This is a genomic window from Massilia sp. UYP32 (genome assembly GCF_050434365.1).
GTDB lineage: Bacteria > Pseudomonadota > Gammaproteobacteria > Burkholderiales > Burkholderiaceae_D > Telluria > Telluria timonae.
The window spans coordinates 1-16,496 of sequence record NZ_JBNDIK010000017.1 but is presented as its reverse complement, the minus strand read 5'-3'; the positions used below and the strand labels follow the sequence as shown (position 1 = coordinate 16,496).

General features: G+C 62.7%; 16 protein-coding genes and 2 tRNA genes. 9 read left to right on the top strand and 9 right to left on the bottom strand.

What is annotated here, in order from left to right:
* Positions 1-11: 11 nt before the first annotated feature.
* Positions 12-1,109, bottom strand: a complete 1,098-nt coding sequence (gene queG / locus ABIB42_RS14665; RefSeq protein ID WP_429248568.1) for a tRNA epoxyqueuosine(34) reductase QueG — start codon at positions 1,107-1,109, stop codon at positions 12-14.
* 40 nt (positions 1,110-1,149) lie between these two features.
* Between queG and tsaE the strand changes: the two genes are divergently transcribed.
* Genes tsaE through ABIB42_RS14650 form a run of 3 tightly spaced genes read left to right on the top strand, consistent with a single transcriptional unit; the run spans position 1,150 to position 3,924 of the window.
* Positions 1,150-1,659 carry a tRNA (adenosine(37)-N6)-threonylcarbamoyltransferase complex ATPase subunit type 1 TsaE gene (tsaE, locus tag ABIB42_RS14660; protein ID WP_429248567.1) on the top strand — a complete coding sequence of 170 codons (510 nt, stop codon included), beginning with the start codon at positions 1,150-1,152 and terminating at the stop codon, positions 1,657-1,659.
* On the top strand, positions 1,611-3,125 hold the full coding sequence (locus tag ABIB42_RS14655) for an N-acetylmuramoyl-L-alanine amidase (RefSeq protein WP_429248566.1): 1,515 nt from the start codon (positions 1,611-1,613) through the stop codon (positions 3,123-3,125). The genes tsaE and ABIB42_RS14655 overlap by 49 nt, the downstream gene beginning before the upstream one ends.
* 13 nt (positions 3,126-3,138) lie before the next feature.
* Entirely contained in the window at positions 3,139-3,924 is a 786-nt protein-coding gene (locus ABIB42_RS14650) for a D-hexose-6-phosphate mutarotase (protein ID WP_429248565.1), read from the top strand.
* A 49-nt stretch (positions 3,925-3,973) separates the two neighbouring features.
* On the opposite strand, the gene ABIB42_RS14645 is transcribed toward ABIB42_RS14650, so the two are convergent.
* Both ABIB42_RS14645 and ABIB42_RS14640 read right to left on the bottom strand, forming a co-directional pair.
* Positions 3,974-4,999: a carbonic anhydrase gene (locus ABIB42_RS14645; RefSeq protein ID WP_184236989.1), complete on the bottom strand. Its 1,026-nt coding sequence runs from the start codon at positions 4,997-4,999 to the stop codon at positions 3,974-3,976.
* 118 nt (positions 5,000-5,117) lie between these two features.
* Entirely contained in the window at positions 5,118-5,765 is a 648-nt protein-coding gene (locus ABIB42_RS14640) for a VTT domain-containing protein (RefSeq protein WP_071361421.1), read from the bottom strand.
* Positions 5,766-5,891: 126 nt separating this feature from the next.
* On the opposite strand from ABIB42_RS14640, the gene ABIB42_RS14635 reads away from it, so the two are divergent.
* The 5 genes from ABIB42_RS14635 (at position 5,892) to ABIB42_RS14615 (ending at position 10,047) form a co-directional block, all read left to right on the top strand.
* Positions 5,892-6,821 carry a peptidylprolyl isomerase gene (locus ABIB42_RS14635; RefSeq protein ID WP_429248564.1) on the top strand — a complete coding sequence of 310 codons (930 nt, stop codon included), beginning with the start codon at positions 5,892-5,894 and terminating at the stop codon, positions 6,819-6,821.
* Between the two features lie 44 nt (positions 6,822-6,865).
* The gene (mutL, locus tag ABIB42_RS14630; protein ID WP_429248563.1) at positions 6,866-8,797 is read left to right on the top strand and encodes a DNA mismatch repair endonuclease MutL; all 1,932 of its coding nucleotides are present in this window, start codon (positions 6,866-6,868) and stop codon (positions 8,795-8,797) included.
* Positions 8,794-9,750 (top strand): tRNA (adenosine(37)-N6)-dimethylallyltransferase MiaA, encoded by a 957-nt coding sequence (gene miaA, locus ABIB42_RS14625; RefSeq protein WP_429248562.1) that lies wholly within the window; start codon positions 8,794-8,796, stop codon positions 9,748-9,750. The genes mutL and miaA overlap by 4 nt, the downstream gene beginning before the upstream one ends.
* Before the next feature lie 81 nt (positions 9,751-9,831).
* Positions 9,832-9,908 (top strand) — tRNA-Met (locus ABIB42_RS14620).
* 62 nt (positions 9,909-9,970) lie between these two features.
* Positions 9,971-10,047 (top strand) — tRNA-Met (locus tag ABIB42_RS14615).
* A 57-nt stretch (positions 10,048-10,104) separates the two neighbouring features.
* On the opposite strand, the gene ABIB42_RS14610 is transcribed toward ABIB42_RS14615, so the two are convergent.
* From ABIB42_RS14610 to ABIB42_RS14595, 4 genes are all read right to left on the bottom strand, one after another.
* Positions 10,105-10,263: a hypothetical protein gene (locus ABIB42_RS14610; protein ID WP_219861287.1), complete on the bottom strand. Its 159-nt coding sequence runs from the start codon at positions 10,261-10,263 to the stop codon at positions 10,105-10,107.
* Positions 10,264-10,347: 84 nt separating this feature from the next.
* Positions 10,348-10,680: a putative signal transducing protein gene (locus tag ABIB42_RS14605; RefSeq protein ID WP_429248561.1), complete on the bottom strand. Its 333-nt coding sequence runs from the start codon at positions 10,678-10,680 to the stop codon at positions 10,348-10,350.
* A gap of 10 nt (positions 10,681-10,690) precedes the next feature.
* A complete protein-coding gene (locus ABIB42_RS14600; RefSeq protein WP_429248560.1) occupies positions 10,691-11,959 on the bottom strand; it encodes a DUF445 domain-containing protein in 1,269 nt (422 codons plus the stop codon).
* A gap of 162 nt (positions 11,960-12,121) precedes the next feature.
* Positions 12,122-13,924, bottom strand: a complete 1,803-nt coding sequence (locus ABIB42_RS14595; protein ID WP_429248559.1) for an AIPR family protein — start codon at positions 13,922-13,924, stop codon at positions 12,122-12,124.
* A gap of 141 nt (positions 13,925-14,065) precedes the next feature.
* On the opposite strand from ABIB42_RS14595, the gene ybaL reads away from it, so the two are divergent.
* Positions 14,066-15,781, top strand: a complete 1,716-nt coding sequence (gene ybaL, locus ABIB42_RS14590; RefSeq protein ID WP_429248558.1) for a YbaL family putative K(+) efflux transporter — start codon at positions 14,066-14,068, stop codon at positions 15,779-15,781.
* Between the two features lie 6 nt (positions 15,782-15,787).
* On the opposite strand, the gene ABIB42_RS14585 is transcribed toward ybaL, so the two are convergent.
* Entirely contained in the window at positions 15,788-16,324 is a 537-nt protein-coding gene (locus ABIB42_RS14585) for a lipocalin-like domain-containing protein (RefSeq protein WP_429248557.1), read from the bottom strand.
* A partial coding sequence (locus tag ABIB42_RS14580; RefSeq protein WP_429248602.1) for a hypothetical protein occupies positions 16,317-16,496 on the bottom strand: 180 nt, incomplete at its 5' end. The genes ABIB42_RS14580 and ABIB42_RS14585, both read right to left, overlap by 8 nt.

The window sequence follows — 16,496 nt, the reverse complement described above, 5'->3', positions numbered from 1 at the left end:
CGCATACCGGCTCAGGCGGCGTGGCGCGCCAGGGCCCAGGCGACGTGTTCGCGCACCAGTTCGGATGGGTGATCGCGCCGGGATTGCAGGGCCGCCACGATGACAGCATCCCCACGCTTTTTCTCGGCGGCATTTCCCAACCCTACCGCCAGATTGCGCAACCAGCGCTCATGGCCGATGCGGCGGATCGGACTGCCTTCCATGCGGCGGTTGAATTCTTCTTCGTCCCAGGCGAACAGCTCGAGCAGGTCGCCTCCACCCAAGCCATTGCGTTCGTCGAAATCCGGCACCGCCGCGCGCTGCGCAAACTTGTTCCACGGACAGGCCACCTGGCAATCGTCGCAGCCATAGATGCGGTTGCCGATCAGGGGCCGCAATTCTTCCGGAATACTGTTCTTGAGCTCGATCGTCAGGTAAGAGATGCAGCGCCGCGCGTCGAGCTTGCCCGGCCCCAGGATCGCCCCGGTCGGGCACAGGTCGATGCACGACTGGCACTGCCCGCAATGCGCGCCGGTGGGCGGGTCGACGGGCAGCGGCAGGTCGACCAGGATCTCGCCGATGAAGAAGGTCGAGCCGGCCGCGCGCGACAGCAGCAGCGTGTGCTTGCCGCGCCAGCCCAGGCCGGCCTTTTCGGCCAGCGGCAACTCCATCACCGGCGCCGAATCGGTGAACACCCGAAAGCCGAACGGCCCGATCGCGTCCTGGATGCGGCCGGCCAGCGACTGCAGGCGGTTGCGCAAGACCTTGTGGTAGTCGCGGCCGCGCGCATACACCGAAACCACGGCGGCCTCCGGATCCTGCTGGCGCAGGCGCTCCCGGGCGCGCCAGTCGGCATCCTGGGCGGCGGGCAGGTAATCCATGCGCGCCACGATGGCGCGCACCGTGCCCGGCACCAGTTCGGCGGGACGGGCACGCTTCATGCCATGGCTTGCCATATAATCCATCTCGCCGTGGTAACCCGCGTCCAGCCAGGCTTGCAGCCCGGCCTCCAGGTGGCCCAGGTCGACGTCGGCGACGCGCACGTCGGCAAAGCCCAGCTCCTTGCCCCACGCCTTGATGGCGCGCGCAAGCTCGGGCAGGTCGGGGGCAGGGTTGGGGGAAGTGGGCATACCGCAAGAAATCACGCAGAACAACTCGCTATTTTATTCGATGCAGCCTTTTAAATCGCGCTTGCAGCGCTATCTGCCGGACGAGTCCGCCACATCCGCCCTCGGCGCCGCCCTGGCGCGCGCCTTGCAGCCGGGCCTGGTGATCTATCTGCACGGCGACCTCGGCGCCGGCAAGACCGCCCTCACCCGTGCCCTGCTGCAGGCGGCCGGCCATGCCGACACCGTGAAGAGCCCAACCTATACCTTGTCGGAACCGTATCGGGTGATGCTCGATGGCAAGCCATTGAACGTGATCCACTACGACCTGTACCGCATGTCGAGTCCGGAAGAATTCCTGGACGCGGGCTTTCGCGAAGACTTCGACGGGCGCAATGTGTGCATCGTCGAGTGGCCCGAAAAAGGCGATCCGGTGTTGCCGGCGCCCGACTTGCGTATCTTGCTCAACGTTAGCGGGCCCGGCCGTGATGTAGAATTGCAGGCGTTGTCCGAATTAGGCCTGCTATGCCTCGACCGTCTCGCTCCCCTTCTGCCGCCCCAGCCGCCCGCGTGACGCCTTCGTCCTCGCGTCGCCGTGTCCTGCTCAAGGCCGGCGGCACGCTGCTGCTGTCCGTCATCCCGCTGCGCGCCAGCGCCAATGAAATCCTGGCCGTGCGTGTCTGGCCCGCCCCCGACTACACCCGGGTGACGCTGGAAAACGACACCGACCTCAAGGCCGAACACTTCCTGATCCCCGATCCGCCGCGCCTGGTGGTCGATATCGACGGCCTCGCCCTGAGCAACACGCTCAAGAGCCTGGTGGCCAAGATCGAACCGAACGACCCCTACATCAAGCAGGTGCGGGTCGGCCAGAACCGCCCGAACGTGGTGCGCCTGGTGTTCGACCTGAAGGCCGAGATCAAGCCGCAGGTATTTACCCTGGCGCCGGTGGCCGGCTACCAGCACCGCCTGGTGTTCGACCTGTACCCGGCCACCCCGGTCGACCCGATCGCCGCCCTGATCGAACAGGGCGACTGGAGCCCGGGCCCGACCACGACCCTGGCGGCCGACCAGCCGGCCCTGGGCGACCCTGTCGCCGCCACCCCGGTGGCCGGCGCGCCGGCCTCGCCCAATCCCGCCACCGGCACGCCGCCGGTGCAGATTCCCGTGCCGCCGCCCGCCGTCCCGCGCACCCAGCCGAACGCCGGCCCGGACGCGATCGCCAAGCTGGAAGCCGAGATGTCGGGCCTGAAGGGCACGGCCCCGGCCCTGGCGGTGCAGCCGCCGCCGGCCAAGGCGAGCGCCCCGGCGCCTGCCCAGAAGGTGGCGCGCATGATCACCATCGCCCTCGATCCGGGCCATGGCGGCGAAGACCCGGGCGCGATCGGCGCCAAGGGCAGCCGCGAGAAGGACATCGTGCTGGCGGTGGCCAAGCGCCTCAAGGCCAAGCTGGAGCAGATGCCGAATACCCGCGTGATGCTGACCCGCGACGGCGACTTCTTCGTGCCGCTGGGCACCCGCGTGCAAAAGGCGCGCAAGGTGCAGGCCGACCTGTTCGTCTCGATCCACGCCGACGCCTGGATTTCGCCGACCGCGCGCGGCTCGTCGGTGTTCGTGCTGTCGGAAAAAGGCGCCAGCTCGAGCGCGGCGCGCTGGCTGGCGAATGACCAGAACAAGGCCGACCTGATCGGTGGCGCCAACCTGACGGGCACCAGCGACAAGCACCTGGCCAGCGTGCTGTTCGACCTGTCGACCACGGCCCAGATCAACGACAGCCTCAAGCTGGGCAAGGCCGTGCTGAAGGAAATCGGCGGCATCAACCGCCTGCACAAGGCCTCGGTCGAGCAGGCCGGCTTCGCCGTGCTGAAGGCGCCGGACATCCCCTCCATCCTGGTCGAGACCGCGTTCATCTCGAACCCGCAGGAAGAAGCGCGCCTGAACGACGAAGGCTACCAGGACCAGCTGGCCAACGCGATCACGAATGGCATCCGCCGCTATTTCGCCGATAATCCGCCCATGGCCAAGAGCCGCCAGACCTGAGCCTGATCCCATCATGGAAAACATCACCTTCGGGCAACTGCCCGCGATTCGCATCACGGCGCCCGACGGCGCCAGCGCCGTCGTCACCCTGTATGGCGGCCACCTGGTGTCCTGGCATGGCGCCGACGGCGGCGAGCGCATGTTCCTCAGCACCCGCTCGGCCCTGGACGGCAGCCGCGCGATCCGTGGCGGCGTGCCCGTCATCTTTCCCCAGTTCGCCGAACGCGGCGACGGCATGCGCCATGGTTTTGCGCGGGTCAGCAGCTGGCGCCTGGAAGGGCACGGCATCGAGGGCGATGCGGCGTGGGCCGAGTTCGGCCTGACTGATGCCGACCTGGCGCCGGCGGCGGCCGCCGCCTGGCCGCACCGCTTCGCGCTGGCGCTGCGCGTGACCGTGCGCGCCAACCAGTTGGAGATGGCGTTCAGCGTGCGCAACACGGGCGAGGCGCCCTTCCCGTTCGCGGCGGCGCTGCATACCTATCACCTGGTGCCGCACCTGGCGGACGTGCGCATCGAGGGGCTCGAGGCGGGGACGCTGTCCATCGCGGACAAGCTCGACGTGGTCTACGAGAACGTGGGCGACGGCATCACCCTGGGCACCTGGGCGCGCGTCCTGACGCTGGAACAGGAAGGCTTCCGGGATGCCGTCGTATGGAACCCGGGCGCCGCGGACACGGCCGCGCTGGCCGACATGGAAGACGACGAGTACCAGCGCTTCGTGTGCATCGAGCCGGCGCAGTTGGCGCCGGTCGAGCTGGCGCCGGGTGCGGTGTGGGAAGGGCGTTACCGCGTTTCCTGACGTTCGCGCCCAGATCATGAAAAAACGCGCCTCGGCGCGTTTTTTTGTTTTACATGGATTCCTTGATCATCCGCCCGTTCGCCTGCTGCACAGGCCGCGAATTGAAGGGATACAGGCGCGAGAACAAGGCCATCTGCTGCGGCGACGCCGTCATCGGCTGCTTCATCACCAGCCACAGCACGTTCTCGGTGCATGGCGGCTCGCTCAGCGACCCCATGTAGGTGAAGTAGTCGCGTCGCGCCGGCAGGATCTCGTTGACGTCGATCACGATCGACGGCGTCACCGTCATGTGCTTTTCCAGCGGCAGATTGTTCCACACGGTCTGGATCATCGGATTGGCGTCGCCGCGCTCGAGCAGCACCGCCAGGATCGCGATCTTGTTGTCGTAGCTCTTGTGCACCAGATGCACGACCATCTCGGTGCCCTTGCCGTTGATGCGCTCCTCGCCCGGACGGTGGAAGTGGAATTGCTGCAGCTCGTAGGTGGTCCCGCCCACGCTCAGGAAGTTCCCGCCCGCGACATTCACCTGGATCGTATGGCCATTGTCGATCTCGTTGAACGAGCTCGGGTGATAGTCGAAGTTGATCTGCTCCAGATCGACCTTGATGCCGTCGCGCAGGTCGATCGGCGACTGGCGGTTGCCGGTATTGCAGGCTGCCCAAGCGGTATTGATCTTCGACCAGTTCTCGGGACCGAACTCGCCCTCATAGGTCCAATGGGTGCCGTTCTTCGGCTTGGCGGCTTCGATTGCCGCGGCGGCAGCGGCGGCGGCTTCCTTCTTGCGGCGGGCGTCCGCGGCGCGGCGTGCGCGTGCGGCTTCCTCGGCGCGCAGCGCCTGCTTGGCGCGCAGCTCGGCCAGTTTTTCGGCGATGCGGACCGACAGGTCGACTTCCGCGTCTTCTTCGGATTTTTGGGCAGCCGCCGGGGTGGCCCCGGCAGGCCGCAGGTTCGGCTTGATCGAGGCGATCGCCGCGGGCTTCTCGGCCGCAGGCTTGGTCGGGGCTGCATCGTTCGCATGCGCCGTGGCCACGGTCAGGCTCAGGCTCAAGGCGAATAGTGCGATCAGGTTACGCATGGGTGTCCAGATAGTGTGCTTACCCTATCCTTATCGGACCCGGCGCAGCTAACTTGAGTGCGCTGCAGCAACAAAAGGCGCTGAATTTACGCCTTTTGCCGACTTGTCATTCTAAATGTTAATTACGGCTGAGCATGCGCCGGCCAAGCTTGTACAGACCGCCGATCGCCAGCGGCACGATGGCCGCGCTCACGCCCACCAGCACGATCTCGGTCAGGTGGTCCTTGATGATCGGCACATGGCCAAAGAAATAGCCGGCCGTTACCAGGCTAACCACCCACAGCAGCGCGCCCGCGACGTTGTACAGCTGGAAGCGGGTGTGCGTCATGTCGGACACGCCGGCCACGAAGGGCGCGAAGGTGCGCACCACCGGCACGAAGCGCGCCAGGATGATGGTCTTGCCGCCATGCTTTTCGAAGAAGGCATGGGTGCGCGTGAGGGCATCCTTGTTGATCCAGCGATAGTTATGCGTGAACATGCGATGGCCTACCGCTTCGCCGATGAAATAGTTCACCGTATTGCCGGTGACGGCGGCGGTCACCAGCAGGGTCGTCAATAGCGGATAGCTCATCTCGCCGGTGGCGCAGAAGGCGCCGGCGATGAACAGCAGGGTGTCGCCGGGGAAGAAGAACAGGACCACCAGGCCGGTCTCGCAGAACACGATGGCGAACAGGACGAGGTAGACGTAGGTGCCGTACTGGGCCAGCAGGGCGCCGAGGGATTTGTCGACGTGCAGCAGCATGTCGAACAGGTGCATCAGGTCCATGATACTCCTAAACGAGAGCCTGACATTATAGCCCTCTCCCCTCTTGCAAGATGTTCACGCGATCTGGAGGGCCTGGCAGCGCGCTGGGCTACAATTGCCCGCACATAAATAAGAAGCGGAGCAGACATGCAGGCAATGACCATGATCGGAGCACTCACCGGCAGCGCCCTCCTCGCCCTGTTCAGCAGCGGCGCCAGCGCGGCGCCGGCCAGGCCCGGCAAGGAATTGCCGCCCAAGCCCTCGGTGGCGGACGTGGTCAAGGCGTCCCAGGCGGGCGACTGGCGCCCCCTCGATCCGGAGAACACGCTGTACATGGAACTGCCGGCCGGCCGCGTGGTCATGGAACTGGCGCCGAGCTTCGCGCCGAAGGCGGCCGCGAACATCCGCGCACTGGTGCGCGAGCGCTATTTCGACGGCCTGTGGATCATGCGCGCGCAAGACGGCTTCGTGGTGCAATGGGGCGATCCGGACGAAGAAACGCCGCGCCCGTTCAAGGCCGACAAGACAGTGGACGCCGAATTCACCGTGCCCGCCAAGGGCACCGGCAAATTCACGCAGCTGAAGGAACGCGACGTCTACGCGCCGCAGGTGGGCCACGTGAACGGCTTCCCGGCAGCGCGCGACCCGAAGGCCGGCCAGGCCTGGCTGCCGCACTGCTACGCCATGGTCGGCGTGGCGCGCGACGAGGCGTCCAATACCGGCAACGGTTCGCAGCTGTACACCGTGATCGGCCACGCGCCGCGCCACCTGGACCGCAACATCACCGTGGTCGGGCGCATCGTGTCCGGCATGCCGCTGCTCACGGTGATGCCGCGCGGGACCGGCGCCGCCGGTTTCTACGAGAAAGCCGAGCAACGCACGCCGATCGCCAGCGTGCGCCTGGCGGCCGACGTGCCGCTGCCTGAACGCAGCAAGCTCGAGGTGATGCGCACCGAGAGCGCCGCCTTCCAGGCCGTGATCGAGGCCCAGCGCAACCGCGGCGGTCCGTGGACCAAGGTCGCGGCCGGCGCCATCGACCTGTGCAATGTGCCGATTCCCGTGCGCGAACAGCAATAAGCCATCGACGATCCGGGGCCATGGCAGCGCGATATAATCGCACCATGAACGCCCCAGCCCCGACCCACCGTCCCATCCAGCAGCTCCCCGACCAGCTCATCTCGCAGATCGCCGCCGGCGAAGTGGTCGAGCGGCCATCGGCCGTCGTCAAGGAACTGCTGGAGAATGCGCTCGACGCGGGCGCGACCCAGATCACCGTGCGCCTCGAAGAAGGCGGCGTCAAGCGCATCGCGATCACCGACAATGGCCGCGGCATCGCGCCGGAACAGCTGCCGCTGGCGTTGGCGCGCCATGCGACCTCCAAGATCTCTTCGCTGCACGACCTCGAGAACGTGGGCACGCTGGGCTTTCGTGGCGAGGCGCTGGCCTCGATCGCCTCGGTGGCCGCGGTGCGCATCACTTCGCGCACGCCCGACGCGGCCCACGCCTGGGAAATCGTCGGCTCGCACGAGGGCACCGTCGCGCCGTCGTCCGGCGCCTGCGGCACCACGATCGACGTGCAGGACCTGTACTTCAACACGCCGGCGCGGCGCAAGTTTTTAAAATCCGAACAGACCGAATACGGCCACTGCGCCGAGGTCGTGCGCCGCATCGCGCTGGCGCGTCCGGACGTGTCGTTCAGCCTGTCGCACAACGGCCGCACGATCGACCACTGGAACGTGAGCGAAGCAGCCAAGCGCAGCGCCCACATCCTGGGCAGCGATTTCGCCGAGGCGCGCCTCGAACTCGACGAATCGGCCGGTCCGCTGCACCTGCACGGCTACGTCGGCCTGCCCACCGCCTCGAAGGCGCGCGCCGACGGCCAGTTCTTCTACGTGAACGGGCGTTTTGTCCGCGACAAGGTGCTGGTGCACGCGGTGCGCGCCGCCTACCAGGACGTGCTGCACGGCGACCGCTTCCCCTCGTACGTGCTGTCGCTCGACCTCGATCCGGCGCTGGTCGACGTCAACGTCCACCCATCGAAGATCGAAGTGCGCTTCCGCGACAGCCGCGCGGTGCACCAGTTCGTATTCCACGCGGTGCAGCGCACGCTGGCCCAGACCTCGGCCACGGCGCACGGCAGCGTGCCGGCGCCGATCACGGCGGCCGAGGTAAGGCCCAGCGGGACGCCGCTATGGCAGTTATCGGAATCGCCGTCACGGCCGCAGATGCGGCCACACGAGCAGACCTCGTTCGGGTCGCAGTTGTCGACCTTCTCACCGTCGCCTTATCCGGCGGGCAGCCGCTGGGATGATCCTTCCACGCAAGGCGGCGTTGCGCAGCGCACCGAGGCGTATGGCGCACTGTTCAAGTCGGATGCGACGACCACGGTGCCTGCGCCTTCGGCCGCCCCGATGGACGTGCCGCTCTCGGCGTCGGACCGCCCGCTGTCGAACGACGACTTCCCGCTCGGCTTCGCGCTGGCCCAGCTGCACGGCATCTACATCCTGGCCCAGAACACGCGCGGCCTGGTGCTGGTCGATATGCACGCGGCCCACGAGCGCATCCTCTACGAGCAGATCAAGAACGCGCTCGACGCCCAGGCCCAGGGCCAGGAGATGCAGGTGCAGTCGATGCTGATCCCGGTGACCTTCTACGCCGACGCGATCGAAGTCGCGACCGCGACCGAGCACCAGGACACGCTGAAGGCGCTGGGCTTCGACATCGCCGCGCTATCGCCGACCACCCTCGCCGTGCGCAGCGTGCCGACCCTGCTCAAGAACGCCGACGCCCAGACCCTGGCGCGCGACGTGCTGCGCGACGTGCGCGAATACGGCGGCTCGCGCGTGCTGATCGAGCGCCGCAACGAGCTGCTCGGCACCCTCGCCTGCCACACGGCGGTGCGCGCCAACCGCATCCTGGCCGTGCCCGAGATGAACGCGCTGCTGCGCCAGATGGAGAGCACCGAGCGCGCCGACCAGTGCAACCACGGCCGCCCGACCTGGGTCCAGCTCGAGATCTCCGCGCTCGACAAACTGTTCTTGCGCGGCCAATGATGAACGAGACGAACAAGCCGATGGCCGTGGCCATCATGGGTCCGACCGCGTCCGGCAAGACGGCCAGCGCCCTGCGCATCGCGCAAACGCGACCGTGCGAAATCATCTCGGTCGATTCGGCCCTCGTGTATCGCGGGATGGACATCGGCACCGCCAAGCCCACACCCGACGAACTGGCCGCCGTGCCGCATCACCTGATCGACATCCTCGATCCGCTCGAGGCCTATTCGGTGGCGCAGTTCCGCGACGACACCATCCGCCTCGTCGGCGAGATCACGGCGCGCGGCAAGCTGCCGCTGCTGGTGGGCGGCACGATGATGTATTTCAAGGGGCTGGTCGACGGCCTGGACGACCTGCCGACGGCGGATGCCGGCGTGCGCGCCGCGCTCGATGCCGAAGCCGCCCGCATCGGCTGGCCCGGCATGCACGAGAAACTGCGCGCGGTCGATCCGGTGACGGCGGCGCGCCTGGCGCCGAACGACGCCCAGCGCATCAACCGCGCGCTGGAGATTTTCGAACTGTCCGGCCAGCCGATGTCGGCCCTGCTGGCAAAGCGTGCCAAGCCCGAGCTGCCGTTCGAACTGGTGTCGTTCGGCCTGGAGACTGAAGACCGCTCTGTGCTGCACCGACGCATCGCGCTGCGCTTCGACCAGATGCTGGGGAACAGCGACGACGGGGGCCTGGTGGCGGAAGTGGCGCGCCTGCGCGCGCGCGGCGACCTGTCGCCGGCGCTGCCGTCGATCCGCTGCGTCGGCTATCGCCAGGCCTGGGACTACCTGGATGGAAATATCAGCCGCGCGGAACTGCGCGAACTGGGCATCATCGCCACCCGCCAGCTGGCCAAGCGCCAGATCACCTGGCTGCGCGCGATGCCGGACCGGATCGTGATCGATTGCCTGGGGCCAGACCCGGCTGGGGCGATGCTGGATCACCTGGCGACGTTAGGCAAATGACATCGGCGCGACATTTTTCCGCGCAGAACACGCCACGATCTTGACACGCAACCGGTCGCGCCCGATAATATTGGTCGTTGCGGTGATATAGCTCAGCTGGTTAGAGCACAGCACTCATAATGCTGGGGTCGGTGGTTCAAGTCCACCTATCACCACCAAGAATTCCAAGCGAATGGCTTGGCTCTCCAACGAGTCAAGCCATTTTTGCTTTGTCAGTTTCGGTGATATAGCTCAGCTGGTTAGAGCACAGCACTCATAATGCTGGGGTCGGTGGTTCAAGTCCACCTATCACCACCAGATACAGAACGGCCCGGTTCTCGCGAACCGGGCCGTTGTTGTTTCCAGCGTCATCGTTCAATGCTTCTTGCCGCCACCCGAGACCTTGTTCTCGGTGGCCCAGGCGCGCCGCTCGGCCTCCTTCTTGCCGACACCCTTCTTCTCGTAGCCTTCCTTGATGTGCTCGGCCTGGCGCTTCTGCTTGTCGGTGTATGACGATTTATCACCCTGGGGCATGATGTTCTCCTTTTGACACAAGAGAGCACAGCGTACGCCTCCGGCGCGCGTCGATTCGTGCGCCACCCCACGCTCGGGCGCGGTCTACTCAGCCTTATGCCACTCGCCGTCCGGCGCGTGCTCGTCGAGCGCATAGTCGCCGCGCGCCAGGGCTTCGAGCACCGCATACGCCTGTTGCACGTGTCCGGCACCGACCAGCAGGCGCACGCCGCCCAGGGCCGGCGCCAGCAGCAGGTCGGTCTGCATCAGGTGGGCGTCGGCCAGCATGGCGGGGATGCCCGACGCTTCCAGGCAGCCCTGGGCCAGGTTGGCATCCAGCGGGATCATGTAGCGCGCCACCACGTACAGGTCGCGCTCGGGAATGCGCTCGACCTCGGGGTGGGCGGCCAGCCAGTCGTTTAGTGCGAGCGTGTGCATGGTGAGGCCTTCAGTTCAGGAGCGCGGGCAGGTGGGACAGCAGGTACAAGGTCACGCCGATCATGCCGCCCACGATGGTGCCGTTGATGCGGATGTACTGCAAGTCCTTGCCGATATTGAGTTCGATCTGGGCCGACATCTCGCGGTCGTCCCACTGCTTGACGGTGTCGGCGATGTGGCGCGTCAGGAAGCCCGCGAACTCGGGCGCCACGCCGCGCGCGGCCGCCTCCAGGTTCTCGTGCAGCGACTGGCGCAAGGCCGGGTCTTCGCTGAGCACCTTGCCGATCCAGGCGCCCATGGCGACGATGCGGCGGCGCAGGCTGGACTCGTCGCTTTCCAGGTCGCGCTTGAGCCAGGCCTTCAGCTCGGCCCACAGCGAACCGAGATAGGCGTTGAGGGTCTCGTCCTCGAGCAGGTAGCGCTTGACGTCGTCGGCCTTGGCCAGGAAGGCCGGGTCGCCTTTCAGGCGTTCGATGAAGCCGGCCACGTAGTCGTCGAAGCGGTGGCGCAGCGGGTGCTCGGGATCGGCCGCGACCTTGTTCAACACGCCGGCGGCCAGGCGCACGGCGATGTCGGCGCCCTTGCGGCCGATGAGGTCCGACGGCAGCATCTTCTCGATGAAGGCGTAATCTTCCTTGAGCCAATCGACGATGCCCTGGGCGATGTAGTCCTGGGTATCCGCGTTGTCCAGCAGTCGCGCCAGTTGCCGGATACCTTCGTCGAGCAACTCCTGGTGGCGCCGGCCGCGGGTCAGGCTTTCGAGGATCGCGCCGCTCGACTTCGACAGGTCGACGCTTCTCACCATCGTGTGCACGCCGCGGCGGATGAAGTTCTGCACCGCCGCGTCCTCGATGAAGTCGAGCATGAAGGTGGCGGCGCGCACCAGGTGGGCGCCCATCAGCTCTGTATTGGCCGGCTTGACCAGCCACTCGGCCACCTTCTGCACCGGATCGTGACGCCGGATCAGCCCGACGATGGAATCGGTGTCGAGGAATTTTTCGCGCACGAACAGGGCCAGGTTGTCGGCGATCTTGTCCTTGTTGCTGGGGATGATGGCGGTATGGCGCGAGACGATCGGGATCGGCACGCGCCGGAACAGGGCCACCACCGCGAACCAGTCGGCCAGCGCGCCGACCATGGCCGCTTCGGAAAAGGCGCGCAGCAGACCGGTCCACCAGGTGGCCGGCAGCAGCAGGCTGATCACGAACAGCACGGCCGCGCCCACGAAGAAGCTCAGGGCGATCAGTTTGGAACGGCGCAGTTCATCCAGTTTTTCCATGCGGCGTTAGCCCGGCAATAGCAATACACCAATGCTATCGCACTTCATACATAGATGACGCACTGGAATATGATCATTATAAGATGAAGTAAGTGCTTAACTATGTCTTAGTTGATAAAGGCCGATTTCGTCATTCACAATGAAAAAAATTTACAGCCATGATTAAATAGAGAAACTATACTCTTTAAGATCTGAATTAATTGTAGCACCCTTATAGTAATTCACAAAATCGAAAGCACCTTCGACTTTGTAATGTTGATTTGTCTTCTTCTTTTGCACCCACGATTCAAACACCACCCACTGAGACAAAACTAGATCAACCACTTGCAACTCCGACTTATGTTTCGCAGGCCCTTTATTTGCGCAGACTGCAACGACAGCGTATTGCGCGTAGCGCAGAGCTTGACCGAATTGCTTAATGTGGTACCGATCCCCTCTAACTAGAGGCCTTCCTTTTCTTTTTAATTCGAGAAGCCGCAGAACTTCATAACCGTAAGCATATTTATTAACATCTCGCAATTTTAAAAGTGTCGCTAATGTAGTTTCGTCTTTGAAAAATCGAGAGATGCTTGATCGGGCTTGATTTGCCCTATAATCACATGCAAGCCCAATTCTAATTAAACGCTCACGGTTAACTAACGATGTTTGATCGATATAACCAGAAGCAATTCCATCACTAAACTCGCCCAGCTTTCTCTCATAATACATTCCGTATTTTTCGAAAAATGCTTTCTGCAGCTCAATCTGGATAGGATCATTAGAACGTCGATCCGATTCCTCAATCTTGGTTTGAGAATTACTAGCTTTAGAAATCTCACCCATCAGCTCAATTCTAGCAGCAGCATCTATTGGACGCTCTGGACCAACGAATGTAATAACTCTTAGGAGTACTTCCTTATTCTTAAAAACTGAAAAGTCATTTTCGGCCAAGCATTTTTCGTAGATTCTGCTCAATGTAAACGCCGTCTGACCTCCATTAACTAGCTGCGGATTACGCAAAACAACTTGGGCCACCCCTTGTTTAGCGGTCTCTGAACTTATCGAAGTACCATCGGATATTATTGTGATGCCATTATTAAATAGAGCAAAAGAATTGCCAACCTCATCCTCGATTGAGCTAGCAATCTGCTGATTGACCGGATTCTTTTGCAATTCGAGAAAGCTTCTTGGATTATATTTTAATATTGAATTTTTGTAAGTGTGCATTATTCGCCCAATCTCCTTGGTTGGAACGAATAAAATTTTTATATTCGACTTAACTGCTTTAGTTTTAACATCGTAATCAAGATTGCTTTCACCTCGCACGTTTGTGAGATTTATCTCAATTTTAAGGTTAGGCTCGGTATAATACGTGCCGTTAACCACTGGAAACAAAAGATCACTATAAATTCTCTCGTGATGATATTGATCGACGGCATAACCTTCGACCAATTTTTTCAACTGCAGAGGAGTAAAGGTTTTACTATTTCCAAGTAGAATGACCTGCGTAGTATAACTCCCGACATCTGGAATTTTCTGGACCGTGCGTTGCAATAATCCTTTTATACTATCATTATATAAAATTCCGTTTTCATCTTTTTTTTCGCCTTTCAATATCCTTTTTACATCCATCTTTAGGACATCATCTGCGGACATATTATGAGCAATAAAGTTCGAGGCACTTGCACGAAATTTGGACTGAAGAAGGAAAATCTTTTTACTTTTCTCATCCACATAAAAAGCATCCACCCCGCCGTCATGAGGGCCATCGGTAATGCACTTCAGCCTCTCCCGATAAGAAATCAAACCAAATCTAGCTTTCAGAAAAAGATGAAGTAATGCTCGAGATCTTGCCTGAATAAGCGCATCAGGCGTTGCTGGAACTGGGTGGTATTCGCGATTAGAGCGAGGGATCTCATACCTTAACGCATCTAAAACTCGGCAGAGTGTGCTGTAATGGCGTTCACTAGCTTGATTCTTATTCATCATCAATCCATAGATTTAGGCAATATAACTAACTTTACGGAAAAGTTTGTTTTAGCACAAGTCTTTTCCGATCGCACATGTTTCCAAACTGAACATAAGTATTTACATATACTTGGTCTTTTAAAATGAAGAAGTCTAGTTATGCACCATGAGTTGAGTCTGATTACCACGATTGCCGCTGCACTCGGTTTCGGCCTGATATTCGGCATGCTGGCGGTGCGCCTCAAATTGCCGGCGCTGGTGGGCTACCTGGCGGCCGGCGTCTTCATCGGCCCGGCCACGCCGGGCTTCGTGGCGGACATCGGCCTGGCCTCGCAGCTGGCCGAGATCGGGGTCATGCTGCTGATGTTCGGGGTCGGGCTGCACTTCTCGCTGAAGGACTTGCTCGACGTGCGCCGCATCGCCCTGCCCGGCGCCCTGCTGCAGATCGGCGTGGCTACCGCGATGGGCATGGCCCTGTCGTGGTGGTGGGACTGGAGCCTGGGCGCCGGCATCGTGTTCGGCCTGGCGCTGTCGGTGGCGAGCACCGTGGTGCTGCTGCGCGCGCTGGAGGCGCGCGGCGTGCTCGACTCGATGAACGGGCGCATTGCGGTCGGCTGGCTGGTGGTCGAGGACCTCGTCATGGTGCTGGTGCTGGTGATGCTGCCGGCGCTCGCCGGGCCGCTGGGCGGCAAGGGCGATGCCGGGCTCGATCTGTGGCCGGCGCTGGGCATGACCCTGCTGCAGGTGGGCGGCTTCATCGCCTTCATGCTGATCGTCGGGCGCAAGGTCTTCCCGTGGTTCCTGTGGCGCGTGGCCAGGACCGCCTCGCGCGAACTGTTCACCTTGTCGGTGATCGCGGCGGCGGTCGGCATCGCCTATGCGTCCTCGAGCCTGTTCGGCGTGTCGTTCGCGCTGGGCGCCTTCTTTGCCGGCATGGTGCTGCGCGAATCGGAACTGAGCCACCGCGCGGCCGAGGAATCGCTGCCGCTGCGCGATGCGTTTTCAGTCCTGTTCTTCGTCTCGGTCGGGATGCTGTTCGATCCGATGGTGTTGGTCGACAATCCGCTGCACGTGCTGGGCGTGGTGCTGGTGATCGTGGTCGGCAAGTCGCTCGCTGCCTTTGTTTTGGTGCTGGCGCTGCGTTATCCGCTCAATACGGCGCTCACCGTGTCGGCCAGCCTGGCGCAGATCGGCGAGTTCTCTTTCATTCTCGCTGCGCTGGGCATGCAGCTCGGGCTATTGCCGGAGCTGGGGCAGAACCTGATCCTGGCCGGCGCCATCATCTCGATCGCCTTCAATCCGCTGGTGTTCTCGTCGATCGAGCCGGTGCAGCGCTGGCTGGGCAAGCAGGATCACCTGATGCACCTGGCGCGCAAGCTGGAACGGCCGGCCGACCCGCTGGCGGAGCTGCCGATGACGACCTCGCGCGAAAAGCTCAGCAACCAGGTGGTGCTGGTGGGGTTCGGCCGGGTGGGACGGCGCATTGCCGAAGACCTGACGGCGCGCGGGATTCACTTCGTGCTCGCCGAGCAGCATCGTGAGCTGGTCGAGACGGCGCGCGAGCGCGGGATTCCGGCGGTGGTGGGCAATGCGGCGGAGCCGGCGGTGCTGATCCAGGCGCATATCCACAAGGCGGCGATGCTGGTGATCGCGACGCCGGATACCTTCGACGTGCGCAAGATGGTGGAGATTGCGAAGGCGCTCAATCCCGCCGTGCGGTGCGTGGCACTTACGCATAGCGACAAGGAAGCGGAGTTGTTGCGGGCGGAGACGGGTGGGCGGGTGTTTGTCGGTGACGAGGAGCTGGCCGGCAGCATGACAAGGCATGTGCTGGAAACGCTGCGGGAGCAGCAGCGTGCTCCACTCGAGCATTGAGCGATATTAGCGGATAGCTGGCACGGGTCTGTCAATCGCCACATCCTGGACCCGCTGCCAGATGATCCGGATCCTGGTGCCGTCCGGCCTCTGGAAGTTTTCGGTCATGCGATCGCCTTCGACGACCAGGCGCAACTCCTTGCGGGTACGGACCTGCCCGATCCAGTTCGGAAACGTCGATGCCTCGACGCGGTTGCCGCTGAAGACGCCTTCCTTGTCCACCGTATAGGTGCCGAAGAAGCCGATGTTGCCGGCCATCGCGGCGCGGTTTTCCTCGGCCGTGCCCTGCCCTCTGACATCGGAGGCAAATTTCGGAATAGTTGCATCGGTCAGCACTTCGATGAAGTGCATGTCTTCGGTGAACACGAGCAGGCCGTTCGGCTTGCTGCCATACGCCGGCAGGTTCTTGCTGTCAGGGTCGATTTGGGCGGTCACCATGCGCCAGGTGCCCAAGATTTGGTTCAGCGATTCGGCCTTGGCAGACGTACTGACACCAATCAGCATCGCTATCAGAATGGATAGAGCGGACTTCGATTTACACATGATATCTCCTGGGTGCGAAATATCCGTCACGTGCGATCTTGGGCCGGATAGCTATCCTACCCTTGCTACGATCGTAATTGTCAAGTCCCGCCTGTTCATAAACCCGTTTGACAAATAATTCGGGGCGCTTTTTCTGCCATTCTTTGAGCGCCAGAATTGGTGTTTTGCTGTC